Origin of the sequence: Vibrio coralliilyticus ATCC BAA-450 (assembly GCF_000176135.1) — a bacterium.
Classification (GTDB): Bacteria; Pseudomonadota; Gammaproteobacteria; order Enterobacterales; family Vibrionaceae; genus Vibrio; species Vibrio coralliilyticus.
Genome location: NZ_ACZN01000018.1, coordinates 863,659 through 890,427 on the forward strand (window position 1 = coordinate 863,659; position 26,769 = coordinate 890,427).

The window sequence follows — 26,769 nt, forward strand, 5'->3', positions numbered from 1 at the left end:
TGTATCTAGATTTTTGAGACCACTAGATCAAGTTGGGATGTGAGAGTGCGAACTGTCTCGACCTGCCCGTTTAACTGCGCACCATTTTGTGCAACAAGCTCGGAAATGGTCTTGGTCTCCACCACACCATTGGCCACTTCACTGCTCGCTTCATCCAGTTCTTTGAGTGCCGACATTTGGTTAGTCATGATATTGGCTAAGCCGTTTACATCTTTCGAGATACCCGTCACTTGTTCGATGACTTCTTTCATTCGCGTCGCACTAGCATGGACCACATCTTGACCGTGCCGCACTTCCTGTTCGCTTCGGTCAAGCAAGTTACGAATCTCCACCGCAGACTCACTACTCTTAGCTGATAACTCACGTACCTGATCCGCCACCACAGCAAAACCTCTGCCCTGTTCACCTGCACGAGCGGCTTCAATCGCTGCATTCAGTGCCAGTAAATTGGTTTGTTCCGCAACCGAAGTGATCAAATCAGCGACTTTCATGATTTGCTCATGGCTGTCGATGATCTGGCTTATTGCACTGGTAGAAGCTTCAAGCAGTTCTGAACTTTTCTCCGCCTGTTTATGAACAGCGTCACTTCGTCCGCGCAACTCAGTGACAAAGTGGCTAGAATCTTCAAGCCCCTCGGTCATCTGATGGACTTGCTGGCTCATCTGTTCAGCTGCACTGGCCTGCGATTCACTATTGATGTTGAGCTGACTGACCTGGCTGTCGAGGGCTTCCGACTGAGACTCCAAAATTTGCGAGACTTCTTTCAATTGATGAGAATTCTGATTTGCCTGATCTAGTACACTCGATAAATGGCGCTCACCTTGCGTAGCTTTATCAGCTACCGCTTCACTTTTTTGTTTTGCGTACTCAGCTAGCTCAATCGCTTGGTCACGCTGTTTCGCCGTAAAAGCTTGAGCAATACAAATCACCACCAGCGGGAGAATGGTTCCTGACCATATTTCAATGCGCAATGCCGGTTCAGACAGAATCAATTGAGGAAAGCTAAAATCCGAGAGATGAAGATACGTCATGGCAGCCGATAACGAAATGACAATCGCACTCCAACAGATCGCCATGAAGCGGGTTCCCGAGAGGAAAAATGCAACAACCAGTAAAGGCACCCAATAGGTTTGAGTTGACTCGACGACGCCACCACTTTGATAAATGATGTTGAGCGCATGGACCGTCATGCCGACAAATCCAAGATTGAGCGCAAAACCGGGATGTTTAAACCACTTCAAACACGCCGCAGAAATCAGCTCTAATACAATAAGAAACACAGAAGTCAGCACTAAGCTGTCATGGCTGTGTTTACTCCATTTAATAAAGCTATAAAGGCCGACGAGGAAAGCAATAAAAGTGAATAGAGACAGGATATCAGCCTGTCGCTGTTGTGATTTTGTCCAATTGTGTTGGCTCGGCATACACGCACGACGCCAGAGAGTGGCTGGGTTCATTGTCAATCATCCTTGATTGAAAGTTGTAAGACCTCCGACCACTATAGATTTGCAACATTTTCATAACAAATCGCATTGTTAGATCTGTTTAGGACGTCTCAATTTTGAAATCACTATGCACAATCAACGGTAACGACCTCGTCGTGCACTGGTTGCTTTGCCAGCCAAAGCAACTAAGGTTTTATTGGTATTTGCATGACAGATAGCAACGCCTAGGGCATCAGCGGCATCCGCTTGAGGCTTAGCAGGCAACTTGAGCATTGACTGTACCATGTGCTGCACCTGCTCTTTATCTGCGCCCCCCGTTCCAACTACCGCTTGTTTAATTAAGCGCGCCGCATACTCATAGACAGGGAGATCGGCGTTGACGGCAGCTACGATCGCACTGCCGCGGGCTTGACCAAGCTTTAAGGCGGAGTCCGCATTGCGCGCCATAAACACTTGCTCAATAGCGAACACATCCGGTTGAAATTGGGTGATGATTTCTGTGACTCCGGCGTAAATTTGCTTCAGTCGACCGGGCAGCTCTTTTTCTGATGTTCGAATGCAACCACTGCCTAAATAGTGGAGGTGACGTCCGGTCTGGCGGATGACGCCGTATCCGGTGATGCGGGAACCTGGGTCAATGCCCAAGATGATTGACATAGTGCTTATAAAACCTATTCGTTTAGCCAGCGCGTATCTTAGCTTACCCCATGATCTTTAGCGAGGTTTCAGCGCGCGGTCACAATCGCTCTGCTTGATAATCCAGCATCCAAGGTGACTTCGATCACCGCAGTACGTTCATGACTGAGTTTTTCGCCGCTCCAGTAATCATACCAATACACTGGAAAGTCAGAGGTTAAAGTCACTTCTCGAGCAGGTTGCTGGAAGTTAAACAAACAGTGCAGATCATTCTGCTCCGTCATTTTCAAATAAGCATGGTGCAAGCTCAACGAAGTAAATCTAGCCGCGTTTTGGCTATGTTTTTGGCGGATAAACAGGCGGGAGAGTGTTTTCTGAGCGAAGGGCGTCAGTTCGGGCAACGGGTCACCAGATAACAACATGCCACCGCAGGCTAGCAGTGTGTCCCGATGAAACTCGTAATAACGACGCTCTGTGGCCTGATTCGGCAAAGAGACAAACGTGGCGCAGTCTGGATCAATCTGCCACAGTTTTCGATGCTGCCAGCTGCGATAAAACGTTTCTTTCGCGATTTGCTCAAAGCGCCGTTCATCTCGTTCCACATCGTCTGACACTCGCATCGCATCGACAAGTCCTAGCGATGGCCACATTGGAGCATTACAGCCAAGAATTAAGGCATCCCCCGCTCCTTCGGCAATGGCTTCCATACCCAATCGATACGCTTCGACACCAGTGATGCCGCTCTGATCTCGTCGCCCTTTTAGCGTTCCCCAATAATTCGCATCAAGCTTGAACAGCTCTATCCCCCACTCTTCTCGCATCGTTTTAACCACTTGGGTAAGATGCTCCTGCACATCTGGGTGAGACGTGTCCAAGATGTACCAAGGTGTGCAGCGCCAACCGGCATAAGTCACGTCTTCGGCTTTCAGTAGAGAGCCATCTTCATGAGTCACAAACCAATCTTGATGTTGCTTAAAAAGCTCCGATTCTGGCTGAGCAATAAAGGGGGCTAGCCAAATCGCGGGCTTCTTGCCCTGAAGTTTGATTTCTTTTATCAGCGCTTTTACGCCAGAGGGGAATTTGTCAGACGGCGTGAGCCAGTCTCCCATAAAAGCCTGATAACCGTCATCCAGCAGTACATATTCGAGCGATGCCAACTCATCCTTCATATGATTCAAATTATCGAGGACATGGCTCTGCGTAACGTCAGCATAGTAAGCGTACCAGGAGCACCAACCAATAGGCGCCGTCTTCTTCACGCCAGCTCTTGGCGGATGATGACGCGAAATCAATTGAGCATACTCAGAAAAGAGCGCTGACAACGACTCTCCCTGAAGTACCACGACAGACTCCAACTGATTAGATGCCCAATCCAGTGGGTAGGTATCTTCGCCATCAATGCAAATCTTCAACCAGTTGTGATTCTCTAACTCAACCACTTCAAAATAGCCGGCAAAACGATGGCAAGAGGTAAAACCAAACAAGCTGTAACCTAAGGAGTCTTCAACCACCAGATAATTGTAATAGCGCTTTGGTCCTGTTGAAGAATAGATACGATAACTTGAAGAGTTGTCCGGACAGCGTCCAATATCCACAGGGTTGTCGACAGTACCCGTAGTCTGAGCAAGCATCTGGAAACCATCACCTAGCAGAGTCGCATTATGTTCGAACTCAAACTCCGTAATCGCCAGAACATAGCGCCCACTGATACGATCATTATTCAAGCCTTGATAACTAAACGATATTTCATTGTGATGGAGCTCGGCTTGCAAATTGATGTCTCTGACCCGCAGAGTACGACCATTTTCCAAGCTGACTGAAAACGACATAAATGAGCCCCCCAGATCAATCAAATTTGCTGTGCCCTTAATCAAATTAGAGCACTAGGTTTTTTTATTGTCCAATCACTAACTTAGGTAATATTGGTCTGGGTCACGAATTGTTTTCATATCATTTGTGATGGTGATGAAGAATCACTTTTAGATGCCTGCCCGCACAAAGCGGTATTAGCATCCATTCACAGGTAGAGTTTTTGAGGGAAAGAATGAAAGAACCCTAGTAGGAGATGAATCTGGGGGTGTCTTAAAACGAAAAAGCCCTCCAACTCCGGAGGGCGAAAAGGCAGTGGATTATTGCGATAAGCGTCCTGCTTAAAAAAAGCCCACCTTTGTGGGCTTTAAGAGATATGAATAAACCCGATCGTTAAATTAGAATGCGTAAGCTAGTTTAACGAATGATTCGATGTCGCCTTCTTCTGCGCCAACACCTGTCGTTGAGTTAAAGCCTTCATCAGAAATGTGGTAAGCAATATCAACTAGTGCAGTCACGTTATCGGTAAACGCGTAAGAACCACCGAAGTTCACTGCTTCGCGAGTGTCTTCAATCGTTACGTAACCTGCTGCTAAGTATAGTGCATCAATGGTGTAACCTGCAGATGTGTTGTACATCTTAACTTTTTTGCCATCTGCAAATTCTTCTTCAGCAAAAGTAGCACCGATGCCAACAGAACCAAGCTTCACAGAACCGTTCACTAGGTATAGTTTGTCGGTAGTACCTTTATCTTCATCGTTATCTTCGTAACCAAAGTTAACCATGAAAGTGTCGTTTTCATAACCTAGGTAACCGTTGTAGCCTGGTTGACGCTCTTCTTCAGCAGAGCCGTCCGTATAGTTACGGTCACCATAGTAAGAGATACCGTATTTAACGCCTTCTTTATCGCCTTCAAATTTAACTACCTGACGTGCGTCAGATGCATCATTTGGTGACCATAGGAACTCGATAGTTTGGTCTGCTGCACCATCAACCGCGTCTAGAGCAGTGTCATTTGCATAGCCAGCAGAAACAACACCAGCACCAGTTTTGTAACCAACCCAAGTGTCAGTAATATTGAACTCTGAATCTGATGTACCGTAGTCATTTTCTACGTCAAACTCACCGCCAAACTTACCAACAATGTTACCGTTTTCGTAATCAGCGAAGATATCAAAACCCGTTACACCGCCGTTGTAGATTTCTTCTGATTTCAGAGAATCATCGTTGCTTACAACATAATCACTACCATTTTCTTTACGATCTGTTTGGTAGTAACCACCGACTGCGATTTCACCAGATACTGTGAATTGGTCGCCTGAAAGTGCTTCTGCTGCTACGGCTGAACCTGCAACAAGAGATAGGGCTGCTGCTAATGCTGTCTTTTTCATTTTCTATGTTCCTATAGATTTTTATTTATGAGCGTCAAATACCATCTGCTCGCTCTGGCTATAGAAACTATTGGCGCCAATCATTATTAACAAATAAATCAATAAAAAATAAACGTAGTCACCTAATTAAGATTCACGAAAAAGGTCAAGCTCCCTTAATTACTAATGACAAACAACTCAATACAAAGAGGAATTTCTATTCTGAGCGTAATAGCCGTAAGGCCACGCTCGAATACGCGAAAGCAAATACTCATTGTAAAATGAGCACAGAGATAACTCTGATGATAAAAATATTTTTGGCTTTCTCAACCTCAACTAAACTTAATTACTAAGAGGTTTGATGGAACAGACTGGTGTATAGATACCAAATTGGAAAATTGATTTTCCTTACTCTCAGCCTATGGAGTGGCCTAGGATGGGCTGCGCCATTACGACTCGCGCAAGACTTATGGCCTCCTTACGTCATGAACTCTGCACTTGGCAGCGGGATCGCCCATGATTTGGTGACAGAAGCGTTAGTCTCTGCTGGTTTTGAAATAGAATATTCTGTCAAACCCTGGTCTAGGGTGCTTAAAGAAACCATTAACGGCAAAAATGACGTCATCATCGCCATCTGGAAGACAGAACAACGCAACAAAGATTACTTGTTCACAGATGAATACATGTATAACCAGATGGCCTTTATTTCTCGCACCGACACCAATTTTGAATATACCTCAATGAACAGTTTGAAAGGCTTGCGTGTTGCGTTAATCAACAACTATGCCTACGGCGCCGGATTACGTGACTACAAAGAAATGATCCCAGCAGACTCGATAGACTTACCCAATAGCATCCGCTTGGTGCTTACCGATCGGGCAGATGTTCTCGTCACTGATGAAGCAGTGGGAAGATGGACAGTGAAAGAGATGCGAATCAAAAAGGACAGGCTTCATTTTAGCGAAGCCTACCTTGACTCAACCCCACTGCACGCCGCAGTGAGAAAAGATCATCCTCAAGCCGAGCAAATCGTGACAGCGCTCAACCTGTATTTTAAACATCACGCGGAGCAGAAACTTCATGATCTGCGAATAAAGTACGGCTTGACTGACTAGTACTTTCAGCTTAGAGGATTTTAAACCCGATTGATCGTAATGTCAGAAACGAAGCCATTGCCGAAACTAGACAACGACGAATGAATCATCTCAGCTACGTCCTCTGCTGCCATAAATCCGGCTGTGTTCAAATCCTTCCCGCTTGACGGCCAGAATTCTGTATCCATACCGCCAGGGTACACCGCAATCAACTTCATTGGTTTGCCTTTCAGTTCTAGGCGCACCGATTCCAATAAACCTCTAACTGCCCACTTGACCGCACAATAAGTCGATTCCTGAGCTTTTGGTTGTTGAGCGGCTGTCGACATCACCATAACTACATTAACGGGTTTATCTTGGTATCGCTTGACCGCTTCTTGCAGCACATTAATTGCCGATTTCAGGTTATTGTCGATTAACGCTTGAATCGCATCAGGTTCTTGCTGCTCAAGCAGACCAAAGTACCCTGAGCCCGCACAGTGAATTAAGGTAGTCGGCAGGCCCTGAAAACCATCAAACAAATCAGAGACCGAGCTGTGATTAGCCAGATCACATGTTTGGTAGCTTGATTGCTCCGATAGCTGCGCGTCGACTGCTGCAAGCTTCTCTCGACTGCGACCAGTTAACAAAACCGTCTGCCCATCCGCATCAAGCCGTTTTGCTAACGCCGCGCCCAATCCGCTGCTGCCACCTGTAATTACAATCATAATATTCCTTTCATGTTGGACCTAACCATGCTGAACCTAACAAAGCGTGCGAATATCGCTCAAGTGGTCTGCCAAGATTTTATCGCCGGCTATTGATGCCTTTTACCCATTACCGACGTATCATTGCTGATAGATTCTACTTGCCGTCAGGAATTATAAAAAGCATGAATAAACAGGAAGGGATGAAACGCCCAGTAGATATTGATAACTTGGCCGATCTTGCCCGAGCCTCTGACTACTCTTTGCTCAACACGCTTATCTGTGACCCAGATGCGACGCAAGATGGCGAAGATCACTTCCCAAGACAGGTGTTTTCAGGTCATTACGTGCCAGTCAAACCTACTCCCATTTCTGACCCTGTATTTGTCAGCCACAGTCGCCCTTTTTTTAAAGAGCTGGGCTTGCAAGACAGCCTTGCACTAAGCGAAGAATTCAAACAGCTATTTTCTGGTGATGTGAGTCAGGTACCAGCTCCCATGCGCAACCTAGGCTGGGCGACAGGCTACGCCTTGTCTATCTTTGGTAATGAATACACAGAACAGTGCCCATTTAGAACGGGCAATGGTTATGGTGATGGACGTGCTATCTCAGTCTTTGAAGGAGTACTCAACCACCAGCGCTGGGAAATGCAGTTAAAAGGCGGTGGTCCAACAGCATACTGCCGCGGTGCAGATGGCAGAGCGGTACTTCGTTCAAGTATCCGCGAATTCCTTGCACAAGAACATATGCATGCTCTTGGGGTTTCTTCATCACGATCTTTAAGCTTATTTGTATCCCAATCGGAAACGGTTGATCGCCCTTGGTATCGTGAAGGCTCTCGCTCTCAAGATCCTGATGTCATGGTCTCAAACCCTGTGGCGATCTCAACTCGCGTCGCGCCGTCTTTCTTGCGTGTTGGTCAACTTGAACTCTTCGGGCGCCGCGCTCGTTGTCAGGAACATCCCAACGCTGTAGTTGAATTGGAGATGATGGCTTTACACATGATTGAACGAGAGTATGACGATAAGATAGATGCTAACCTTCCTTTGGCTGACAAAGCACTCCGGTTAGCCGTTGAGTTTCGCGAACGGCTCACGACATTAATTACACACTGGCTACGCGTCGGCTACTGTCAGGGCAACTTTAACAGTGACAACTGTGCAGTAGGTGGATTCACCTTAGATTATGGTCCGTTCGGGTTTTGCGAACGTTTTGAACCCTATTTTCAACCTTGGACAGGTGGTGGTCGACACTTTGCCTTCTTTAACCAGCCATTGGCCGCCGAAAAGAACTTTGAATCTTTCTGCTCCGCGTTAGAAGTGTTATTGCAGTCTTCCCCAGAGCTCATCCAACAATTGGATGAGATTCGCGATGGCTTCTCTTCACTCATGCAAGACAAAATTACCCAGATGTGGGCAGACAAATTGGGTCTCGACACATTTGATGCTCCTCTATTTAACTCGCTACTCGCTCTGATGATGAAGACCCATGTCGATTACACGATGTTCTTCCGCGAACTCTGTGATATTCCAGAGGATGTCTCTGAAATTGCCAAGAGCTTTTACACTGAGCCTGATGAACTATTAGAAAATGAGTGGAGTGAGTGGTTAACATCATGGCGTAAGTCACTGAATGTTGAAAAAGGTATCGAGGTTATCTCTCGTAACATGAAGCAAGTAAACCCTAAATACACTTGGCGCGAGTGGCTTATTGTCCCTGCTTATGAGCAAGCTAGACTGGGAGATTTTTCGCTTATCCATGAGTTACAAGAGATATTATCTGACCCGTATGGTGAGCAATCTAAAGAGGTCGAAGAGAAATACTACAAGCTAAAACCGTTAGAGTATTTCGCAGCAGGCGGGGTCTCTCATTACAGCTGTTCTTCATAACCACTTTCAATAGTCACTGAACGAACGAAGTTTGCGCAAAACATACCCCAGTAAAAACAGGCAAACATAAAATTGAACAATAGCAGTTGCATACCAGTTGTATGCAACTGCATCATTTAATCAAACCATAGATTACGGGAACAGGTTGAGCTCAAAATCACTCGTCTCACTCCATTCAGACCAATTCATGTCAGCGCTGCGAACACGTACTTTCCAATACCATCTATCACCATGTTTAATATCGAATTGTGGTGCTTGGTTGCCCTGACCTGAGAACCTATCGTATGAACTGATATGAGTCACTTTCTCACGACGCACAGTGCCCGCCGTGACTTCATTCCCTTCCACTGAATCATTCTCACTCATATGCTGATGTTCTTCGGTGTATTTATGATTACTCCATTTGTAAGCTTCATCACCACCGATGTAGAACTTTTCAATAAAGTTAGCAAGCGCCAATTTTGTAAGATCCACACCTTCTTGGCTATCCACTAGATCGCCTTCGCGCCATGTTGGATCTACTTCGTCCCCAGGATCTTCACCCGGTTTAGGTTTGGGCATTACATTGTGTTTACGCGTATGGTTACCCCATAAGTCATAGACATCGTTCTCAAACTTATCGTCTTTAGACAGCTGCCATTGCACTTCATAAATCGAATCCGGATCACTATGGCTAATTTCAAGCATGATGTCCTTGGTATTCACTTCACCATTAGGAGAGATGATCTGTGGAGCGGGAAGCACCGTCTTACCCGGGTTCACTGTAACTTCGTCTGTCATTTCAAACCCATCCTGAAGTGAACCGTATCCACCCACTTTATTCGCCACCGTCGCAGAGTATCGCTTCATATTGACGCTCTCACTGCCGCCAGCGTTAAAGGTCAATATGTTGAAGCCAAATTCGCTTCTACTGATAGCAAAGGTATTGTAATCATGAACATCGTAGAGCATATGATTGTCATGAATTGGCTCACGATAACCTTGTGATGTTGATGCATTAACCCAAAGGTGATTGGTGTCCATCGATTGTCCACGCGAATAAGCATGCGTATGCCCAAAGAAATGCCCAGAAATATTCCCCGTATCTTTTGAGTATTTTTCTGTTTCCGCGACTAACTCACAAGAGCCCAAGCTCTCACCGGTGATCCATAGCTCAGACAAACATGGGTGGTGGAACATGGAAAATACATACTTTATGTTTTCGTTGTTTTTCGTCGAATTCAGTTTCTCGCTCAACCACTGACGTTGGGTCGCCATTACATCCTTTTGAAAATTTGAGTGATCGTGCGAGATTGGAAAACTGTCTAAGCCGATAATACGTAAACGCCCCAAGTCCATCGAATACCAAGTCTCTTCGTATCCTTCTACTTCATTTGTCGGTTTTTCAAAGAAGTGTTTGTATATACTTAAATTTGAGCCGTCATAATAGTCGTGATTACCTGGAACCGTAATTAATGGGACATAAGGAGTAATATTCTTCATTTGTTCAAAAAGTTCATAGCGCCACTGCGCCATAACATTACCAGTAGAGACAATATCCCCTGCAATAGTTATTGCTGATATTTTTTCAGCACATGTTGCTTCATTATCCTCACATGCATAAGGAATAATACCTTTATTAACCACATCGGCGAGTACACCTATCGTATCACCATTTTGGGTATCTCCTATTGCCACAATATTCAACTCTGTATTATCCCCCTGATTAGGGAGAGTTTTAAATGCGTACGTAGGAGACTTGGATTCTATTTTTTCTTCATCTTGAGGGTTAAGCGCAACGATAAAGTATTCATACATTGTTGATGGTTTTAGCCCTTCGAGCACAGCTGTTCGAGTATCGGAAATAGACTCATCAATCAACTCGGCATCTACCACGATGAAACCATTAGAACTACCCTTAGGCCTAGCCCAAACTTGAGTATGCTTATCGACGGTCTCGAAACGTACTGTCATGCTGTCACTACTAGGCATTTGTAGATACGGATGAATGATGAAGTTGACCTGCTCCCTAGTATTCAAAGAGACTACGTTGTCTTCCTCCTGACAGCCAATCAGGGTCAGCACTAAAGATAAAACTATTATTTGTTTTTTCAAAAGTTACTCTCTACTAAAAATTTAAAGAGCGACAAATATTGGTCAATTTTGATTTTAAATTGATGACATTAAATTTAACTCTTTTATTAAAAAATATTTCAGAAAGAAAAAATATTAATATGATTTTATTAGATAAATACAAGAAAAACATATCTAGTAAAATTAAGAATAAAAGAATTTACAAAATAGAAATGAGTTTATATATATGGTAGCTAGGGATAAATTAATACTATTTAAAATATCTATTGGTCGAGTTAGTTCGACGTATTTTACTCAATTAAAATTTCAGAATAAAAATGAGCCTGCTAAGTATTAATCAACACATAACAGGCTCATATTCAATACAATTAAGCGACTTCGATTGGGCCACCAAATGAGGTTACTGGTGGAACCTTACCAGTGAACTTCTCGAAATCAACGATACAGGTGTTGGCAGAGGTTGCCTGAGCAAGCTCTGAAGAACCAATATCCATTGTTAGCGTATTCGGGTCGCCGTAAGTACAGATCGCACCTTCTTTTTCGTTCAGAGGACCATACCATGCGCCCTCTTCGATACGGATAACGCCACGAGCATAGCTATCCATAAGCACAGCCCCTGCCAGCAATTGACCACGGTCGTTAAACACGCGAACCAAGTCACCGTCTTTGATACCTTTCTCCTTGGCATCCTGAGGGTTGATGTAAACCGGCTCACGACCTTGCACCGCGTAGGTAGCACGGAACTCTTCCGACTCACACATCTGCGAGTGTAGGCGTTTATCAGGGTGACACGATTGCAGCCAGAATGGGAACTTGTCTGAACCCGGTCCACCATGTGAGCGTTCTGTCTTTTCAAACCACATTGGGTGTTCCTGACAATGCTCATAGCCATAACGACCAATCTTACGGGAGGTAATCTCAATAAAGCCAGAAGGAGTACCAAGTGCGTTAATTTCTGGATCTTCACGGAAATCAGCGTGTCGAACCCAAGGTTTACCTTCGCCGAAATCAAGAACGCTCTGTTCCCAGAAATCGTCGAACGATGGCATGTCGAACTTACCTTTGTTTGCCTCACGGCAGTCATCATACAATGAGCGAACCCACTGCATTTCATCCATACCACGCGTGTACTCGTTATGGCGACCAAATCGACGGCTGAGCTCGGTGAAGATCTCGAAGTCTGTCTTAGATTGGAACAATGGATCCACTAGACGGTGCATCGCAATCAAACCTTTACCTGAATATGAGCCGTAGACGTCGATGTCATTACGTTCAAACTGGGTACAAGCTGGTAGAACGATATCAGAGAATCGACACGTTGCAGTCCAAGCGAACTCTACAGTCACCACGGTCTGAAGCTGCTTGAAGGCCTTCTTCATACGGTTGCGATCTTGGTGGTGATGCCATGGGTTGTTACCTGAAATCACCATCATTTTGTAACCCGGTAACTTCACTTTACTGCCGTTGTAGCGAATTTCTTTACCCGGTTCCAACAGACAGTCAATCCAACGGGCAACAGGAATGGTTTTGCTGTAACCATTGTAGTCATTGTTGTCCCATTTAGGCTTCATACCTTGATCAAGGTTACGTGGGAAACCACCCGGTGCAGCGAAGCCAGTTGAAGGTACGCCAATACCAGAATAGTGGTGACCATAAGAAATACCGCCACCCGGAAGACCAATTTGACCGACCATCGCCGCAACTACTGCCGCCGCCCAATAAGGCTGCTCACCGTGCTCCTGACGCTGAATACACCATCCCATCAGGATCTGTGTGCGACCATTAACCAGCATGCGCGCAAATTCACGGATCTTGTCAGCGCTTACGCCACAGATCTCAGCCGCCCATTCAGGTGTTTTTTCAAGTTTGTCTTTCGTCTCACCTTGAACGTACTTAATAAACTCGTCGAAACCAAGGCAGTAGGTATCAATGAACTTCTGATCGTGAAGTTTTTCGTTGTACAACACATGAGCGACCGCCAACATAAACGCAACGTCAGTCATTGGGTTAATGTACAAGTGATCATTTTGTAGGAAACGCTGAGTTTTGTTCTTCACTGGGTCAACAGAAAGTACGTTGATTTCGCCTTTAGCGACTTTCTCTTTCAGTTGCTCCAAGTAAGGGAATGACTGGTGAGTTTCACAGTTCCAACCAACCTGAAGGTTCTTCACCGGATCATTAGCCCATAGGATGATGTTGTCTGAGTTTTCCAGAATCTCAGACCACGATGTACCTTGTGCGTAAACTTCAGTCGAGCCCAAAACGTAAGGCAGAATCGTCTGACCTGCACCTGTTGAGTAGTCGCCAACTTTAGTAATGAAGTTACCATGCATACCTACCGCACGTTGCATGTGGCTGGTACAGCTATGGAATTGACCTGTCTGACGCCAACCCGTTTGGCCTGCGTGCAATGCCCAAGGTCCATAGTCTTTCTGAATGCGCTCTAACTCACGGTAGAACAGATCCAAAGCTTCATCCCAAGTGACACGAATAAAACGGTTGTCGCCGCGAGTTTCGGCGCTGTACTTGTGCTTTTTCAACCAATCTAGGCGCACCATTGGGTAGCGGACACGAGACGGGTTATAAATAACACCTTTGATACCGTTGATCATATCAGTTGGGTTGGTATCGGTTTCTAGCGGCTTGATCTCTTGAACTTTACCCGCGTAGATATGGGCACGGAATGCGCCCCAGTGAGAACCGGAGACTTTCCAAGTTCCTGTTGTTTCAGCTGCGCTTGCAGAAGCAGATGCCAATAAGCTTGGACCGATTACTGACGCTGCACTGGTCGTTGCTACACCTTTAAGAAAACTTCTTCGTGTAATAGCCATTTCAATTACTCCATCCGACGCTTATTAGTGATGACCTTCAGCAAAATCTGAAGAGTGCTTCTGTAGGTACTTCAATACTAGGGCTTCGCTATCTGTGTCGAAGTTAACAAACGCCAACATACCATTGAACATACCAGGCCAAGTGTTCGCATCGAAGTGCGCTTCATCAGGCTGAGTGTGACAAACTGAACAGTTGGTCTTATACGCTTCGCTCGCTTTTTCCCAGATTGGAGTGACGTCGTTTAGCATTGCTTCTTTTTTCATCCAAACGGTTGCTGCCACTTTCTCCCATGGGAGACCAGTTAGCTCATCGACTTTTTTCTCGCCTTTTGTAACCACATCATCACTGGTTGCCGCTTCTTTAAGTAGTGAACCAACTGCGATGTTCATACCAAAGTCTTCCTGAATAACTCGGCCAAAGCCTTTTGCTTTGCGCCAGCCATCAATCTCAACTTTCATCATTTCACCCTTGTCTTCTAAAACAGTAACTGTCGATGCTGGGTTAAGCAGGCCCGCTTCTTCAGCACCCGTTTCATCAAAGTAGACAGGTAAATGGCGAACGCTCACCAAGGCGTTACCCACCGAGTAATCTGTGCTGGAAGTCAGCTGCTCCAGTTCACCAACAATCCCACCAATACTGTCCATACCAGCTGGAAGCTTGTGGGCAATACCTTTATGACAGTCAACACAACTCTGATCTTTTTCCGCCGCTTGCTTCATTTGGATGCGAGCCGTTGGGGACATTTGTTCGAAGTCCATTGACTCATAGTTGTGGCAGTTTTTGCACTCCAAGGATTTGTTTGCAGAGAAACGATCCCATTCGTGTTTAGCGAGTTCGATACGACGCTCTTCAAATACACCTGGTTCGTCGTAGTTACCAAACACTTGGGCGAATACTTCTTTAGAGGCTTGCATCTTACGAGCAATTTTATCAGTCCAGTTATGAGGAACGTGACAGTCAGGACAAGTAGCGCGAACACCAGAATGGTTTTTCCAGTGAACAGTTTCCTGAAGTTCAACGTATACGTTGTCACGCATGGTATGACAGCTGATACAGAATTCTTCGGTGTTCGTTGCTTCTAGTGCTGTGTTGAAACCACCCCAGAAGATGACACCTGCGATAAAACCGCCCATAGTCAGCACGCCAAGGCTGATATGCACTGCTGGGCGCGTCATGGTACGCCACAGTTTAACGATAAATGATTTCATGGTTTGCTCTCTTAAAATCTTTTCAAAAATGTGGAAATGAGCTCACTGGCTTACATGCCATGGGCGCCAGGTGGTCCAAAGAAGAATACTTGTAGCATCCAAACAATGAATCCGTAGCCGCCTACGAAAGCCACACTTAGAACCGGGAAGAGAACAACCGCGATGAAGAGAAAAGACTTCCACTCCAGCGAGCGTTTTTCACCACTCTCAATTTTGTTAACATCACTCATACATTTGCCTATTTTGTATTTAGTGTTATTGGATAGCTCTTGTAACCGAGCTAACGTTTCTTACAATCTCTAGATAAAAATGTTAGACCATACTAATCGTAGGGTTCAATTAAATCCGCCCCACCACACCTTGTTATTCAACACTTTTTTGAGCTCATCCAGAGATGTGTTTGATTAATAATTCATATATCAACATGCATAATTTTATGAAGATTTATTAACAGAAAAACATTGTTAAAAAAACAACCAACAAACAACAAATAAGTAACATTTTGCGTGTGTTTTTAAGGATGTAGCACGTTATCTACCCCAAAAAAAGAACACCTAAATGTTAATAAGTTGTATCGTGAAATGTACAAAATTCAGGCAGCTTAACTATGTGAAGTCGAATGTACTAGAACTGAATCGGGCACTTTTTCGTGGAATTCGACCCTTACTAAAGTTTTTAGGTATACAATGCGCATTGAAATTTTAGGGGAGAAATCATGAGCGGCGTTGTAGATATTTCTTGGCCACTGCTGGCATTATTTTTTTGTACTCTGACGATCCCAGTACTCATCAGTCGCTATTACCGGCTTAATATCGAAAGAGAAGCGCTCATTAGCGTCGCTAGAATGACCATACAGCTATTGTTGGTCGGTATTTACCTTCAGTACTTGTTCACTATAAACAGCCTTCTTGTAAACGTTTTGTGGTTGCTGGTCATGACTTTAATTGGTGCGAGCTCCATCATCAGCAAGGCTAAGCTGCCTAGGAAGCCTTTAATGTACCCTGTTACCGCTGGTTTACTCGTCGGCCTTTTACCCATTCTGATACTCATCTGTGTCGTGATCGTTCAGCCACAACCGCTCTTTAATGCACAGTATCTGATCCCCTTGGCGGGAATGCTTCTGGGAAATTCACTGAGCGGTAATATCGTCGCATTACAGAATATGTTTACCTCAATCGATACTCGTCGCAGTGAATATGAGGCTGCGCTTGCCTTAGGCGCTTCTCCTCAGTTCGCCACATTACCCTTTGTAAGAGAGTCGATTAAAAAGTCCCTAGCTCCCACTTTGGCCTCAATGACCACTAGCGGTCTAGTTACATTGCCAGGAATGATGACAGGCCAGATTTTAGGAGGAGCAAGCCCACTTATCGCGATCAAGTATCAGTTAATGATCATGGTCGCGATCTTTGTCATGCTGTCTGTCTCCATCAGTTTGACCCTCAGCTTATCTGTTCGAAGCTGCATTAATAAAGAAGGAAGAGTCTTAGTGGATCTTAATAACACACCGTCATGACAATAAGGATCTACGAGTAGAAAAGATCTTATCCACAGAATCTGTGGATAACCATGTCATACTACTCAGGATAACTTCGATTCTTCCTCTCAAACGTATTCTAGTCAGTAAAAATTGTTAGTATTCATATGCATATGAATTAGCTCAAACGACGTCATAAAACCGTCAAATCCCGAGATTATGCTTTAGACAATTGATCTTGTGAGGTTAAAAACATGCAACTTGACGCTTTCTATCGCCCTAACGACGTAGCCCAACTGGAAAACGAAGATAGTCGTGACTGGTTAGTCTCTCTACCAGAAGAAATATTGGAAATGGATGACATCATTGAAGAGCCGTGGGGGCAACTTCATTGAGATCCGCAAGATCAAAAAAGGCTCGTTCTTCAACGAGCCTTTATTCATTCAATTCGGGTTAGTCTCTTAGATAAATCATCCAATACCACATCCCAACAAAGACACCACCACCAATGATGTTACCGAGAGTCACAGGTATAAGGTTGTTGGTGATAAAGTTGAGCAAATTCAAATCCGCGTAATCAGCAATATTCGCTCCCGTCATCTGCCAAAACTCAGCAGGTGCAAAAAACTTGATACCAATAGCCATCGGCACCTGAAACATATTTGCGATGCAATGCTCAAAACCAGCAGAGACGAACATCGCCACAGGTAAAATCATCACAGCAATTTTATCTGTCAGTGTACGCCCACTAAATGTCATCCAAACCGCGATGCAGACTAAAACATTACACATAATGCCCAGCGCGACCGCAGAAACAAAACTGTGATGCAGTTTATGCTGAGAGATAGCCATAGCGTTGAGGCCAACTTGGCCGCCATCGAACATATACTGCTTGGTTAGCAACATACACACCACTAGCAATAACGCACCGATGAGGTTTCCACTGTACACAACAGCCCAGTTTTTCATCAGCATTTTCCACGTAATCTTACCACTCGCACGGGCAACCAAGGTGAGAACTGAACTGGTAAACAACTCGCCACCGGTAACGACAACGAGTATCAAACCTAAACTGAATGCTAATCCACCTAACAAGCGAGTAAGGCCCCAAGGTAAGTCCCCGGCCCCAGTCGTGACTATTGTGTAGAAGACAAACGCAATACCGATATGAATACCAGCCGAAATGGCCAGAAGAAACGACTTCATCGGGTCTTTCGTCACTTTACCTACACCGATTTCAGCGGCACGTTCCGCCATCTGTGGCGGCAATAGAGAATCAAACTGATTTAAGTTCATCATGGTAAAACATTTAAGTTAATGTGGATTTGTGGGCGCGGATAATTACTCTTATTGTGCTCAATTTCAAGCCTTAATTCCCTGCGCGTAACGAAGTGGCTTTAAAACAATAAAAACTTCGAGTGTTTGTCAGGTTTAGAATAATAAAATAAGATAAAATAAGAACCTTTAAAATGTGTAATATTACTTCAAATCAATTAGTTAGTTATGATTTAAAATCGGTAATATTTACGTCAAAGGCATTTAGTCAATTTCTTCATATCAACCTTCACCGTTATGAAGTTTAAGCATTAAGAAAAACACCTTAAACACAGTTAAACAGTTGGTCAATAACTAATCGAATCAACGTCTATTTTTATGCAAATTAAGGGGTAGATAACATTTCTCTTTGCCCATAATTGATGAATACCAATACGAGGATTATGGTTGTTTTAATACTTTCTCTAAGGAATTCATTATGAAATATACCGCTGATAAGATCGCCGAGTTAAACCTGTTACTTCAATTCGACATTAGCAGCGCCGCTACTGGCATTAAAGTTCATCATGATGCATCAGAAGATATGCAATCGGCGGTTCAACGACTATTTGATAAAGGCCTATGTACTCTCCCTGACGGCGGTTACCTCACTGACGAGGGCATCGAAATTGCCGAACATGCAGACAAAATTTTACGCGTTTTATCTAGTTAGATTTATCTATCGTAGGAACACTGCTTAAGGCGTTCTTGTTGTCAGTCGGTTTCTTTAACCGACTGACGATTGAGTCTATATCTATTTTTTCCAATCCTTGATTAAATATTTCTCTTATCGCTTTACCTTCCGGCTGATTTTTAAACGCCATATAAAGCTGCTTATTCTCAAGCAACCTAGCATTCATTCTCAAACGTTTCCTCAACAGCCCCTCTCGCACATCAACACTGATAAGATATTCTAGGACATTTGGGTCAATCACGGCCGCATCCAGTCTTCCTTTGGCTACTTTATGAATGTTTCTGGTGTCATTAGCTGATGCCTCCACTTGTAGGTGGCCTTCTGCCACCATTTGGTCAAACTCTTTGGTATTGATATAACCTTGTACAACACCAATGCGAAGGAATCTGAGATCAGAGAGACTTTGCCACTTAATCGGAAAGCGGGTATTTTCGACAAAACCCAATGGGCCACTGCCTATAGAGTCAGAGAAAACAAAATCAGAGGTTTCAAAAAAGTACTCGGGGAAATAGCCCATGTACCTGTCAGATTTAGTGGCTAATGCCACAGCTCTGACCCAAGGTTGAAAGTCTACCACCAGCTCGTATCCCATTGCGGCAAAAGCTTCGCGAGCAACGGCAACAGAGTAACCATTTTCAGGCAAGTCTGCGCCTGAATAAGGTGGCCACTCTAGAGATGTCATATAAACTTTTTGTTCGGCCGCTACACTTGAGCAAAACAAGGTGGCCCATAACAAACACCACTTCATGTACTTACCTAAAAAGTCGAGTGTCAAAACGCACCCAATACTTAATAATAGAATCAATAATAAGAGATTGGGTTTGTTGGTTTAGCGAAGCAAAGGCTATGAAACCATCAAACTAACTGTTGATTATTCTCAACGTCTTTAAGATAGTTAAATGGAAAATCACTTTGGACAAGGACTTAGTGTGAAAAACATATTGATCATTGGTGGCGGATGGCTAGGTAAGCCTCTCGCCCATTACCTAGAAACCATAGGGCACAAAGTGTATGTGAGCCGCACCACTGATGATGGTGTAAAAGAGCTGGAAGCTCAGCATCTCACAGGGCTAAAAATCGACTTACAGACTAATCCGGATATTGTCGCTCAAGCCATTAGTAACACTAAAGCGGACATTGTGATTGGCTGTTTCCCTCCCGGTTTTAGAAAAGGGATGGGACAACAGTACGCTCAACACTGGAATATGCTCTGCCAGGCTTGCCTGGTTGCTCAGGTTAAGAAAGTCATCATGGTCAGCTCGACCACCGTATACCCCAACCTAGCTGACGCATTAGATGAAGATGCTGCCTCTCTCAATAAAGCGTACAGCAGCAACTTATTCTCGGAAAAAGCAGCTACGATGCTGCAAGCAGAGCAGTATGTAATTGATTCAGGGCTTGATTACGGCGTTGTCCGCTGTAGTGGGCTCGTTGGACCTGATCGTCACCCTTCTCGCTTTGTCGATAAATTGAAGCAAGTCAGTGAACTTGCTCCAGCCAATATGCTTCACCTAACCGATGCTATAGGTGCAACAAGCTTCGTTGCTCTCAACTGCAAGAACGTTGTAATCAATGCGACGACACCCAACACGGTTAGCAAGGCAGAGTTTTATCAAGCAGCGCTCAACAGTGTCGGCTCTGATGTCCGCCTACCACCTGTTGTACAACAAGCAGACAAGCGAATTCTAGCGGATCGCTTGCAAAAATTGGGCTATCGCTTTCATTACCAGCACACTTTAGAACTTGTATAGCACTGGGAATCCAATATGAGTACCAAGCTTTTCCAACACATAGAAAATCTGTGGGATTACATGCAGCTCGCTCAGCCATTACATAAAGCTGACTGCCTATTTGTACTTGGTAGCAACGACGTTAGGGTTGCAGAGCATGCAGCAAAACTTTATCACGATGGTTGGGCAAATAAGATTGTGTTTTCTGGTGGCGTTGGACGACTAACAGACGGTATTTTTGATCAAACCGAGGCACATACTTTTGCTGCTATAGCTAGAGATCTCGGGGTACCCTCAGTTGATATCATCCTCGAAGATCAAGCGACCAATACCGGTGAAAATATACAGTTAACGGCCAAACTTCTCACCGAACTTTGCTACGATTTTCGCTCATTCATATTGGTCCAAAAGCCCTATATGGAGAGGCGAGCTTACGCTACTTTCATGAAACAATGGCCAAATGAAGTCAACCATGTCTGCGTGACATCCCCTAAAACCGCTTTTATTGATTACTTTAGTGAAGAGATATCTCTTGATGTTACCGTTGAGGCTATGTTGGGTGATTTTGAGCGAATCAAAGAATACCCCAAAAAAGGATTTCAGATAGAACAGGAAATACCGCCACACATTGAGACTTCCTATCTCGCATTAAGATCCGTTTTCAATTAATACAAAAAAGCCAGAGCTTCACATGCTCTGGCTTTTTCATTAAACACACGACTTAGTGTACAGCCGCCTCTTTTTCACTTAAGTACTTAAACTTAAGCTCATCTTTCTTCAGATTGACTTTCACGGTGCCGCCGTCAACCAACGTACCGAACAGCAGCTCATTGGCAAGAGGTTTCTTCAGTTGTTCTTGAATAACACGTCCCATAGGACGCGCACCCATCGCCTTGTCGTAACCTTTCAGTGCTAACCAATGGCGTGCATCATCCGATACTTCTAGTGATACACCACGCGCATCCAGCTGCGCTTGAAGTTCAACAATAAATTTATCAACCACTTGATGGATAACATGTTCATCAAGGCTGTTAAACCAGATAATGTTGTCCAGACGGTTACGGAACTCAGGCGTGAACACCTTCTTGATCTCTGATATCGCATCGTGGCTGTGATCCTGCTGGATCAGGCCGATGGATTTCTTGACCGTTTCCTGAACGCCAGCGTTGGTTGTCATCACAAGAATGACGTTACGGAAATCCGCTTTACGACCATTATTATCCGTCAAGGTACCATTATCCATAACCTGAAGAAGCAGGTTAAAGATATCTGGGTGAGCTTTTTCAATTTCGTCCAGAAGTACAACAGAGTGCGGATGTTTGATTACCGCGTCGGTTAACAAACCACCTTGATCGTAACCAACATACCCCGGTGGCGCACCAATCAAGCGGCTCACAGAATGGCGTTCGCCATATTCAGACATATCGAAACGAAGTAGTTCAATACCCATCAGTTTAGACAGCTGAACGGTGACTTCCGTTTTACCCACCCCAGTTGGGCCTGCAAACAAGAATGACCCCACAGGTTTGTTATCAGCACCAAGACCAGCACGTGTTAGCTTGATGGCTTCGCTCAGAACGTCAATGGCGTCATCCTGACCAAATACCAGCATCTTCATCTTCTCATCCAAATTCTGAAGAATCTCTTTATCGGAAGAAGACACAGACTTTTCAGGAATACGAGCCATTTTCGCTACCATCGCCTCAATGTCGGCAACACCAACTGTTTTCTTACGACGGCTCGCAGGCGCTAGACGATGGCGAGCACCAGCCTCGTCAATCACGTCAATGGCTTTATCTGGTAAATGGCGCTCGTTGATGTATTTCGCCGAAAGCTCTACCGCAGCACGAAGTGCTTTGTTGGTGTAGCGCACCTCATGGTGAGCTTCATACTTAGGTTTCAGACCCATCAGGATTTTCGTTGTGTCATCAAGCGATGGTTCAACAATATCAATCTTCTGGAAACGGCGAGACAGGGCACGTTCTTTTTCAAAGATGTTGCTGTATTCCTGATACGTGGTTGAACCGATACAACGCAATTTACCGCTACTTAGCAGAGGCTTAATCAGGTTAGCAGCGTCAACTTGACCACCAGATGCTGCACCAGCACCAATAATGGTATGGATCTCATCAATGAAAAGAATCGCGTCGTCTTCTTTCTCTAGTTGCTTAAGAATGGCTTTGAAACGTTTTTCAAAATCACCACGATACTTGGTGCCAGCCAGTAGCGAACCAATATCCAGAGAATAAATTACACTATTCTTAATAATTTCAGGGACTTGCCCTTCAACAATTCTCCACGCCAAACCTTCAGCAATGGCTGTCTTACCGACGCCCGCTTCACCCACTAGAAGTGGATTGTTTTTGCGGCGGCGACACAATACTTGAATAGTTCTTTCTAGCTCTTTGTCGCGACCGATCAGTGGATCAATCTGGCCTTGCTTAGCAAGCTGGTTCAAGTTGGAAGCAAAACTCTCTAGGCGCTCTTCCGAACCTGCTTCTTCAGTACTGTCACTGCTACTGAAAGAGTCAGATGAAGAAGAGTCATCACCTGAGCTTGATGCTTTGGTAATACCGTGTGAAATAAAGTTAACGATATCCAGACGGCTAATATCATTCTTCTTCAGAAGATAAGCCGCATGAGACTCTTGTTCACTAAAGATAGCGACCAAAACATTGGCGCCTGTTACTTCACTGCGTCCTGAAGACTGCACGTGGAACACCGCGCGCTGCAGGACACGTTGAAAACTTAATGTAGGTTGGGTTTCGCGAGTTTCATCATTTTCAGGGATAAGAGGAGTTGTCTGATCAATGAAGATATCTAACTCGCTTCTTAATGCATCGATATCTGCCTGACAGGCAAGAAGGGCTTCCCTTGCAGCATCGTTTTCCAACAATGCTAGCAGGAGGTGCTCGACAGTCATGAACTCATGTCGTTTGTCTCTAGCGCGGGAGAATGCGCCGTTTAGACTCGACTCTAACTCTTTATTCAGCATAAGTACCTCCTTTGGCAGCAACTTGGGTTGCTTGATTCAGCTTTACGCTTGCTCCATTGTACAAAGCAAAGGATGCTCGTTTTCTTGAGAATACATAGTGACTTGCGCTACTTTGGTTTCCGCGACTTCGGCAGTGAACGTGCCACATATCGCTTTGCCTTCGTAATGCACTTTGAGCATCACTTGTGTTGCCTTGTCTATATCCATAGAGAAAAAACGCTCTAGGATTTCAATCACAAAGTCCATTGGTGTGTAATCATCGTTATTCAAAACAACGTTATACATGGACGGCGGCTTTACTTTTGTTTTTTCTAGCTCCAGTAAATCAGAGTCTGGAGTGACCCATTCAAATTGCTTGCTCATGACTAATCGTGTTTAGAAAGTTGCTTAAGATAATTTTACCACTTCACTGTGCGGAAGTTATCGATTTAGCTCTTATAAGTAAGAACAAATTGAGCCAAGCAAATTTGTGCCCTTACTTAGAGACTAATGCAGCAATTGTATCGCTGCAAATAAAAGATTTCTATCAAACAGCATTCTCTATCTAATTGATTAAAAAGACACCAAAAACCATTCAGGGCATAAATACAACAGACCGGATTACGCTGAAATTCGTTGCAAAAATGTAAATCTTAAAAGTGATTTGTTTGCAAATATGTTGAGTGTGATACGTTTTTCCTATTGACTGAACTCAATCATTGGCTACATTGGTCAAATAGTGACTCAAAATTTGGCAGCGGCTGAATGGATATTCACTTTTTGTTTACACACGGAATCATCGTGTAATCACACAACTTCAGTAACAATATGCATGAGGGATGTATAGCATGGCTACAGGTACAGTAAAATGGTTTAACAATGCCAAAGGATTTGGTTTTATCTGTCCGGAGGGTGAAGACGGTGATGTCTTCGCGCACTACTCCACAATCAAAATGGATGGGTATCGTACTCTGAAAGCAGGCCAACAAGTCACATTTGAAGTGGAAGAAGGTCCTAAAGGGTATCACGCAAGTTCTGTGGTACCAGTAGAAGCTCAAGCCATTAAATAATACGCTGCCAAACAACATTCGACATCTAAAGTGTCGTAATAGAGAAATAAAAAAACCCGCCACTTGGCGGGTTTTTCAATTTCAAAATGACTAATTAGCCATTAATGATAGCGTTTAATGTTGCGCTTGGACGCATCAGCGGTGCAGCTTTGTCAAACTCAGGTGCGTAGTAACCACCTAGTTCACCTGCCACGCCCTGCGCGCCGTTAAGCTCAGCAACGATCGCGTCTTCTTTTGAAGATAGTGCTTCAGCAACAGGAGCAAACTCTGCAGCAAGGTCTGCATCAGCAGTTTGAGCTGCTAGCGCTTGCGCCCAGTAGGTTGCTAGGTAGTAATGGCTACCACGGTTGTCCAACTCGCCGACTTTACGCGAAGGTGACTTGTTGTTATCCAAGAATTCACCGGTTGCTTTGTCTAGTGCATCAGCCAGTACCTGAGCTTTAGCATTGCCAGTCACTGTACTTAGGTGCTCTAGAGAAGCCGCTAGTGCAAGGAATTCACCAAGAGAATCCCAACGTAGGTGGTTTTCTTTCTCAACCTGTTGAACGTGCTTAGGTGCCGAACCACCCGCTCCAGTTTCAAACAGACCACCGCCATTCATTAGTGGCACAATTGAAAGCATTTTAGCTGACGTACCAAGCTCTAGAATCGGGAACAAGTCCGTTAGGTAATCACGCAGTACGTTACCTGTTACAGAAATAGTATCCTGACCTTCTTTGATGCGCTCTAGCGAGAACTTACATGCATCCAGTGGTGCTAGGATCTTGATTTCTAGACCTGCTGTATCGTGGTTAGGTAGGTAAGCATTCACCTTCTTGATCAGCTGAGCGTCGTGTGCACGATTCTCATCTAACCAGAACACCGCTGGTACACCTGTTGCGCGAGCACGTGTTACCGCCAGTTTCACCCAGTCTTGAATCGGAGCGTCTTTCACCTGGCACATACGGAAGATATCGCCTTCCTCAACCGCTTGCTCTAGTAGCACTGCACCAGCAGCGTCAACAACACGGATTGTGCCCGCTTGGTCAAGAATGAACGTTTTATCGTGAGAACCGTACTCTTCCGCTTTCTGAGCCATTAGGCCTACGTTTGGCACACTACCCATTGTCGTTGGGTCAAACGCACCGTTTTCTTTACAGAAATCGATAACCGCTTGATAGATGCTTGCGTAGCTACGATCAGGAATCATCGCTTTGGTGTCTTTCTGCTTACCATCTGGGCCCCACATTTGGCCAGAAGAACGCAGCATTGCAGGCATAGAAGCATCAACAATGATGTCACTTGGCACGTGAAGGTTAGTGATACCACGATCTGAATCAACCATAGCTAGCGGTGGTTGGGTTTCGTAAACAGCTTGCAGCGCAGCTTCGATTTCTTCTTTTTGAGCAGCTGGTAGAGAGGCAATCTTAGCGTAAACATCGCCAATACCGTTGTTCACATCTACGCCCAGTTGATCAAATACGTCACCGTACTTAGCAAACACATCTTTGTAGTAAACTTTAACCGCGTGACCGAAGATCACTGGGTCAGACACTTTCATCATGGTCGCTTTCATGTGAAGCGATAGAAGAACATCTTGCTGTTTCGCATCAGCAATTTCTTTTTCAAAGAACTCTACTAATGCTTTTTTGTTCATTACTGAACAATCAATGATTTCTTGGTCTTGAAGAGCGAATGGTGCTTTAAGCTCTTTAACTGTACCGTCAGCCGCAGTGAATTCGATCTTAACCTCGGTCGCACCTTCTACAGTGTGAGACTTTTCGCTACCAAAGAAATCGTTACCAGACATGCTTGATACATGGGACTTAGAATCTTTTGACCACGCACCCATTGAATGAGGGTTTTTCTTCGCGTAATTCTTAACCGACAGTGGCGCACGACGGTCTGAGTTACCTTCACGCAGTACAGGGTTTACTGCACTACCTTTGATTTTGTCGTAAGTCGCTTTGATAGCTTCTTCTTCATACGTGCTTGGCTCTTCAGGGTAGTTAGGTAGATTGTAGCCCTTGTCCTGAAGTTCTTTGATTGCTGCTTTAAGCTGTGGGATAGAAGCAGAAATGTTTGGAAGTTTGATGATGTTAGCTTCAGGTGTTTTTGCTAGCTCACCTAGCTCAGCCAGTGCGTCACCAATGCGTTGCTCTTCAGTCAAATGCTCTGGGAAGTTTGCAATAATACGCCCAGCTAGAGAGATATCACGAGTATCAACATCAATACCAGATGAAGCCGTGAAAGACTGAATGATTGGTAGCAGTGAATACGTTGCTAGTGCAGGAGCTTCATCAGTGATGGTGTAAATAATTGTAGGTTTTTCTGTAGGCATGAAATTTCCCTATTGTTCTTACAAAGTCCGTCGGATGAACGGCTTTGGGTTGTGTGTCCGCCAACAAGTTGAATTGTCATCCCCTCACTTGTTTGCGATTTATTGTCTCTTTTGTTTTTTCCTTACGTTTGCTTAAGCGTAAGATCCGTGA

The 26,769-nt window shown here is 44.6% G+C and carries 22 protein-coding genes; 8 read left to right on the plus strand and 14 right to left on the minus strand.

All coding sequences use genetic code 11. The features are described 5' to 3' along the window. Positions 1-5 precede the first annotated feature (5 nt). From VIC_RS23355 to VIC_RS23370, 4 genes are all read right to left on the minus strand, one after another. The gene (locus VIC_RS23355; protein WP_006962852.1) at positions 6-1,457 is read right to left on the minus strand and encodes a methyl-accepting chemotaxis protein; all 1,452 of its coding nucleotides are present in this window, start codon (positions 1,455-1,457) and stop codon (positions 6-8) included. 123 nt (positions 1,458-1,580) lie between these two features. After that, positions 1,581-2,102: a crossover junction endodeoxyribonuclease RuvC gene (gene ruvC, locus VIC_RS23360; protein WP_006962853.1), complete on the minus strand. Its 522-nt coding sequence runs from the start codon at positions 2,100-2,102 to the stop codon at positions 1,581-1,583. A gap of 68 nt (positions 2,103-2,170) precedes the next feature. Then, positions 2,171-3,910, minus strand: coding sequence for a glycoside hydrolase family 36 protein (locus tag VIC_RS23365; RefSeq protein ID WP_006962854.1), 1,740 nt, complete (start codon positions 3,908-3,910; stop codon positions 2,171-2,173). A 378-nt stretch (positions 3,911-4,288) separates the two neighbouring features. Next, positions 4,289-5,281 carry a porin gene (locus VIC_RS23370; RefSeq protein ID WP_006962855.1) on the minus strand — a complete coding sequence of 331 codons (993 nt, stop codon included), beginning with the start codon at positions 5,279-5,281 and terminating at the stop codon, positions 4,289-4,291. Positions 5,282-5,634: 353 nt separating this feature from the next. Here VIC_RS23370 and VIC_RS23375 point away from each other — a divergent pair, with 353 nt between their 5' ends. Next, positions 5,635-6,375, plus strand: a complete 741-nt coding sequence (locus VIC_RS23375) for a substrate-binding periplasmic protein (protein WP_006962856.1) — start codon at positions 5,635-5,637, stop codon at positions 6,373-6,375. 20 nt (positions 6,376-6,395) lie between these two features. Here VIC_RS23375 and VIC_RS23380 read toward each other — a convergent pair whose 3' ends face one another. Next, the gene (locus tag VIC_RS23380; RefSeq protein WP_006962857.1) at positions 6,396-7,061 is read right to left on the minus strand and encodes an SDR family NAD(P)-dependent oxidoreductase; all 666 of its coding nucleotides are present in this window, start codon (positions 7,059-7,061) and stop codon (positions 6,396-6,398) included. A 164-nt stretch (positions 7,062-7,225) separates the two neighbouring features. Here VIC_RS23380 and VIC_RS23385 point away from each other — a divergent pair, with 164 nt between their 5' ends. Continuing rightward, positions 7,226-8,929 carry a protein adenylyltransferase SelO family protein gene (locus VIC_RS23385; RefSeq protein WP_006962858.1) on the plus strand — a complete coding sequence of 568 codons (1,704 nt, stop codon included), beginning with the start codon at positions 7,226-7,228 and terminating at the stop codon, positions 8,927-8,929. A gap of 132 nt (positions 8,930-9,061) precedes the next feature. Here VIC_RS23385 and VIC_RS23390 read toward each other — a convergent pair whose 3' ends face one another. From VIC_RS23390 to torE, 4 genes are all read right to left on the minus strand, one after another. Then, positions 9,062-11,023 (minus strand): metallophosphoesterase family protein, encoded by a 1,962-nt coding sequence (locus tag VIC_RS23390; RefSeq protein WP_006962861.1) that lies wholly within the window; start codon positions 11,021-11,023, stop codon positions 9,062-9,064. A 347-nt stretch (positions 11,024-11,370) separates the two neighbouring features. Next, entirely contained in the window at positions 11,371-13,833 is a 2,463-nt protein-coding gene (torA, locus tag VIC_RS23395; RefSeq protein ID WP_006962863.1) for a trimethylamine-N-oxide reductase TorA, read from the minus strand. A gap of 24 nt (positions 13,834-13,857) precedes the next feature. Next, on the minus strand, positions 13,858-15,042 hold the full coding sequence (gene torC / locus VIC_RS23400; protein ID WP_006962865.1) for a pentaheme c-type cytochrome TorC: 1,185 nt from the start codon (positions 15,040-15,042) through the stop codon (positions 13,858-13,860). A gap of 50 nt (positions 15,043-15,092) precedes the next feature. Next, positions 15,093-15,272, minus strand: a complete 180-nt coding sequence (gene torE / locus VIC_RS23405) for a trimethylamine N-oxide reductase system protein TorE (RefSeq protein WP_006962866.1) — start codon at positions 15,270-15,272, stop codon at positions 15,093-15,095. Between the two features lie 485 nt (positions 15,273-15,757). Here torE and VIC_RS23410 point away from each other — a divergent pair, with 485 nt between their 5' ends. Next, a complete protein-coding gene (locus VIC_RS23410) occupies positions 15,758-16,555 on the plus strand; it encodes an ABC transporter permease (protein WP_006962868.1) in 798 nt (265 codons plus the stop codon). Between the two features lie 215 nt (positions 16,556-16,770). Next, the gene (locus tag VIC_RS26930; RefSeq protein WP_006962870.1) at positions 16,771-16,911 is read left to right on the plus strand and encodes a hypothetical protein; all 141 of its coding nucleotides are present in this window, start codon (positions 16,771-16,773) and stop codon (positions 16,909-16,911) included. Positions 16,912-16,969: 58 nt separating this feature from the next. On the opposite strand, the gene focA is transcribed toward VIC_RS26930, so the two are convergent. Beyond that, positions 16,970-17,812, minus strand: coding sequence for a formate transporter FocA (gene focA / locus VIC_RS23415; RefSeq protein WP_029236100.1), 843 nt, complete (start codon positions 17,810-17,812; stop codon positions 16,970-16,972). A gap of 457 nt (positions 17,813-18,269) precedes the next feature. Here focA and VIC_RS23420 point away from each other — a divergent pair, with 457 nt between their 5' ends. Beyond that, the gene (locus tag VIC_RS23420; protein ID WP_006962874.1) at positions 18,270-18,503 is read left to right on the plus strand and encodes a TIGR02647 family protein; all 234 of its coding nucleotides are present in this window, start codon (positions 18,270-18,272) and stop codon (positions 18,501-18,503) included. Here VIC_RS23420 and VIC_RS23425 read toward each other — a convergent pair. After that, positions 18,496-19,272: a substrate-binding periplasmic protein gene (locus VIC_RS23425; protein ID WP_006962875.1), complete on the minus strand. Its 777-nt coding sequence runs from the start codon at positions 19,270-19,272 to the stop codon at positions 18,496-18,498. The two genes, VIC_RS23420 and VIC_RS23425, sit on opposite strands and share 8 nt — an antisense overlap. A 181-nt stretch (positions 19,273-19,453) precedes the next feature. Between VIC_RS23425 and VIC_RS23430 the strand changes: the two genes are divergently transcribed. Then, on the plus strand, positions 19,454-20,275 hold the full coding sequence (locus VIC_RS23430) for an NAD-dependent epimerase/dehydratase family protein (RefSeq protein WP_006962877.1): 822 nt from the start codon (positions 19,454-19,456) through the stop codon (positions 20,273-20,275). Between the two features lie 15 nt (positions 20,276-20,290). Further along, the gene (locus VIC_RS23435; RefSeq protein WP_021454975.1) at positions 20,291-20,923 is read left to right on the plus strand and encodes a YdcF family protein; all 633 of its coding nucleotides are present in this window, start codon (positions 20,291-20,293) and stop codon (positions 20,921-20,923) included. Positions 20,924-20,975: 52 nt separating this feature from the next. Here the strand turns inward: VIC_RS23435 and clpA are convergent, their stop codons facing one another. After that, positions 20,976-23,249, minus strand: coding sequence for an ATP-dependent Clp protease ATP-binding subunit ClpA (clpA, locus tag VIC_RS23440; RefSeq protein WP_006962878.1), 2,274 nt, complete (start codon positions 23,247-23,249; stop codon positions 20,976-20,978). Between the two features lie 42 nt (positions 23,250-23,291). Beyond that, positions 23,292-23,612, minus strand: coding sequence for an ATP-dependent Clp protease adapter ClpS (clpS, locus tag VIC_RS23445; protein ID WP_006962880.1), 321 nt, complete (start codon positions 23,610-23,612; stop codon positions 23,292-23,294). Between the two features lie 464 nt (positions 23,613-24,076). Here clpS and cspD point away from each other — a divergent pair, with 464 nt between their 5' ends. Further along, the gene (cspD, locus tag VIC_RS23450) at positions 24,077-24,298 is read left to right on the plus strand and encodes a cold shock domain-containing protein CspD (protein WP_006962882.1); all 222 of its coding nucleotides are present in this window, start codon (positions 24,077-24,079) and stop codon (positions 24,296-24,298) included. Between the two features lie 94 nt (positions 24,299-24,392). Here cspD and VIC_RS23455 read toward each other — a convergent pair whose 3' ends face one another. Further along, the gene (locus VIC_RS23455; protein WP_006962884.1) at positions 24,393-26,618 is read right to left on the minus strand and encodes an NADP-dependent isocitrate dehydrogenase; all 2,226 of its coding nucleotides are present in this window, start codon (positions 26,616-26,618) and stop codon (positions 24,393-24,395) included. Positions 26,619-26,769: the final 151 nt, after the last annotated feature.

What these genes read in the sequence shown, in the direction of transcription:
- cspD (WP_006962882.1), top strand. Translation starts at nt 24,077, where the DNA reads ATGGCTACAGGTACAGTAAAATGGTTTAACAATGCCAAAGGATTTGGT.
- VIC_RS23385 (WP_006962858.1), top strand. Translation starts at nt 7,226, where the DNA reads ATGAATAAACAGGAAGGGATGAAACGCCCAGTAGATATTGATAACTTG.
- focA (WP_029236100.1), bottom strand. Translation starts at nt 17,812, where the DNA reads ATGAACTTAAATCAGTTTGATTCTCTATTGCCGCCACAGATGGCGGAA.
- VIC_RS23380 (WP_006962857.1), bottom strand. Translation starts at nt 7,061, where the DNA reads ATGATTGTAATTACAGGTGGCAGCAGCGGATTGGGCGCGGCGTTAGCA.
- torE (WP_006962866.1), bottom strand. Translation starts at nt 15,272, where the DNA reads ATGAGTGATGTTAACAAAATTGAGAGTGGTGAAAAACGCTCGCTGGAG.
- clpS (WP_006962880.1), bottom strand. Translation starts at nt 23,612, where the DNA reads ATGAGCAAGCAATTTGAATGGGTCACTCCAGACTCTGATTTACTGGAG.
- clpA (WP_006962878.1), bottom strand. Translation starts at nt 23,249, where the DNA reads ATGCTGAATAAAGAGTTAGAGTCGAGTCTAAACGGCGCATTCTCCCGC.
- torA (WP_006962863.1), bottom strand. Translation starts at nt 13,833, where the DNA reads ATGGCTATTACACGAAGAAGTTTTCTTAAAGGTGTAGCAACGACCAGT.
- ruvC (WP_006962853.1), bottom strand. Translation starts at nt 2,102, where the DNA reads ATGTCAATCATCTTGGGCATTGACCCAGGTTCCCGCATCACCGGATAC.
- VIC_RS23420 (WP_006962874.1), top strand. Translation starts at nt 18,270, where the DNA reads ATGAAATATACCGCTGATAAGATCGCCGAGTTAAACCTGTTACTTCAA.
- VIC_RS23435 (WP_021454975.1), top strand. Translation starts at nt 20,291, where the DNA reads ATGAGTACCAAGCTTTTCCAACACATAGAAAATCTGTGGGATTACATG.
- torC (WP_006962865.1), bottom strand. Translation starts at nt 15,042, where the DNA reads ATGAAATCATTTATCGTTAAACTGTGGCGTACCATGACGCGCCCAGCA.
- VIC_RS23410 (WP_006962868.1), top strand. Translation starts at nt 15,758, where the DNA reads ATGAGCGGCGTTGTAGATATTTCTTGGCCACTGCTGGCATTATTTTTT.
- VIC_RS23355 (WP_006962852.1), bottom strand. Translation starts at nt 1,457, where the DNA reads ATGAACCCAGCCACTCTCTGGCGTCGTGCGTGTATGCCGAGCCAACAC.
- VIC_RS23365 (WP_006962854.1), bottom strand. Translation starts at nt 3,910, where the DNA reads ATGTCGTTTTCAGTCAGCTTGGAAAATGGTCGTACTCTGCGGGTCAGA.
- VIC_RS23455 (WP_006962884.1), bottom strand. Translation starts at nt 26,618, where the DNA reads ATGCCTACAGAAAAACCTACAATTATTTACACCATCACTGATGAAGCT.
- VIC_RS26930 (WP_006962870.1), top strand. Translation starts at nt 16,771, where the DNA reads ATGCAACTTGACGCTTTCTATCGCCCTAACGACGTAGCCCAACTGGAA.
- VIC_RS23425 (WP_006962875.1), bottom strand. Translation starts at nt 19,272, where the DNA reads ATGAAGTGGTGTTTGTTATGGGCCACCTTGTTTTGCTCAAGTGTAGCG.
- VIC_RS23370 (WP_006962855.1), bottom strand. Translation starts at nt 5,281, where the DNA reads ATGAAAAAGACAGCATTAGCAGCAGCCCTATCTCTTGTTGCAGGTTCA.